The 2,051-nt window shown below is 60.9% G+C and carries 2 protein-coding genes; one reads left to right on the top strand and one right to left on the bottom strand.

Annotated features, from left to right (window positions below; all coding sequences use genetic code 11):
• The coding region (locus AC1D1X_RS21625; RefSeq protein WP_477699147.1) for a YqgE/AlgH family protein at positions 1 to 493 on the bottom strand (493 nt) is incomplete at its 3' end.
• Positions 494 to 602: 109 nt separating this feature from the next.
• On the opposite strand from AC1D1X_RS21625, the gene AC1D1X_RS21620 reads away from it, so the two are divergent.
• On the top strand, positions 603 to 2,051 hold a 1,449-nt coding region (locus AC1D1X_RS21620), incomplete at its 3' end, for a cryptochrome/photolyase family protein (protein WP_477699146.1).

The following is a 2,051-nucleotide window of genomic DNA, read 5'->3' as shown; positions in this document are numbered from 1 at the left end:
TCACACCGACGTCGGCTGCGACCGTGAGCCAGCTGTTGTCCGAGATTTCCGATTCCAGCTGGCCTTCACCCCAGGCCGAATATCCAAGGGAGACAAACACCCTGCGCGGGCCGGCGCCCGTGGAGAGCGCTTCCAGCACGTCTTTGGAGGTGGTCATTTCGAGGCCGCCGGGGATCGTCATCGTCGAGGCATAGACCGATTCGTTGCCCGGCATCATGGATTCGTGGAGAACAAAGCCCCGTTCGGTCTGGACCGGGCCGCCCTGGAATACCGGGGACTGGGTCAGGTCGTCGCGCCGCAGAGGCAACTCGACCTTGTCGAACAGGTTCTTGAGATTGATATCGCTGGGCTTGTTGATGACCAGCCCCAGCGCACCCCGGTCGCTGTGTTCGCACATGTACACCACGCTCTTGGCAAAAGCTTCATCATCCATCCCCGGCATGGCAATGAKGAAGTGGTGCGTGAGGTTGATCGATGCAGAATCCGTGGCCATGGCGGGATTTTACGCCGGACGGGACGGCGCGGGGAGCCCACCCTGCCGGCCACCCGCCAATTCGCGGGGGATCTACGGCCGGATAGCTGCTTTTCGCTACGATGGCCGGATGCACAAGAAGTATGAAACGGGGTTGATGTGGTTCAGGCGCGACCTGCGGGTTCAGGACAACGCTGCTCTGTACCACGCGCTAAAGGCATGTAAGCAGGTGTATTGCGCATTTGTTTTTGACAAAACCATTCTGGAGGTTTTGCCCCGAACTGACCGCCGCGTGGAATTCATACAGGAATCGGTACTGAGCCTGGATGGCCAACTGCAGAGGCTGGGCGCAGCGGCTGGCAGCCTCGGCGCCGGCCTGTTGACGGCCCATCACGGTGCCGTGGACGCGGTGGTGCGGCTGGCGGCAGAGCTGGGCGCCGATGCCGTCTTTGCCAATCACGATGATGAGCCGCAGTCGCTGGCGCGCGACGCTGCAGTACAGGCGGCGCTCGAGGCCGGGGGCAAGGCCTTTTACAGCTTCAAGGACCACGTTATTTTTGAGCGCCAGGAGGTGCTGACCTTGGCGGGCAAGCCTTACACCGTGTTCACGCCTTACAAAAATGCCTGGCTGAAGAAGGTGGACGATTTTTACCTCAAAGCTTATCCCGTCGAAAAGTACGGTACGGCCTTGGCACCGGTATCGGCAAGCAGGCGCCCTGTCCCATCGCTGGGCGAGCTGGGGTTTCAGGCCAGCAACCTGTCGGCACTGAAAATCCCCACGGGCAGTGAAGGCGGTGCCCGGCTTTTGGGGGATTTCGTTGGCCGCATGGCGCAATACAAGGAGGTACGAGACTTCCCTGCCGTCAAGGGCCCGAGTTACCTGGGTGTGCACCTTCGGTTCGGCACGGTGTCGATACGGCACATGGCTGCGTTGGCTTTGAACGCTGCAAATCGAGGGAATGAAGGTGCCGCCACCTGGCTCAGCGAATTGATCTGGCGTGATTTTTATGCGCAGATCCTTGCCAATTTTCCGCACGCCGTCGGGAGCGCGTTCAAGCCGGACTATGACGCGATACAGTGGGAGAGCGGGGACAAAGCCCAAGTGCTTTTCCAGGCCTGGTGCGAAGGCCGGACGGGCTACCCGCTGGTGGACGCGGCAATGGCCCAGATTAATCAGACGGGCTATATGCACAACCGCCTGCGCATGGTGACTGCCAGTTTTCTGGTGAAAGACCTCGGCATCGACTGGCGTTGGGGCGAACGCTACTTTGCCGAAAAGCTCAACGACTTTGACCTGTCAGCCAACAACGGGGGCTGGCAGTGGGCGGCAAGCACGGGTTGTGACGCGCAGCCTTATTTCCGCATCTTCAACCCGGTCAGCCAGAGCGAGAGGTTCGACTCTGACGGGAAATTTATCCGCAAATACCTCCCAGTGCTGGCACAGCTGCCAGACAAGGCGCTACACAGCCCCTGGCTTGCGAAACCGCTGGAGCTGGCCGCCGCGGGCGTGGTGTTGGGCCAAAACTACCCGATGCCCATCGTGCAGCACGACGAAGCGCGGGCGCTGACCCTGCAGCGC

It is taken from the genome of Polaromonas sp. P1_G4 (assembly GCF_056405475.1).
Note: the sequence above shows the minus strand (reverse complement) of the source record. Positions and strands in the feature narration are given on the sequence as shown.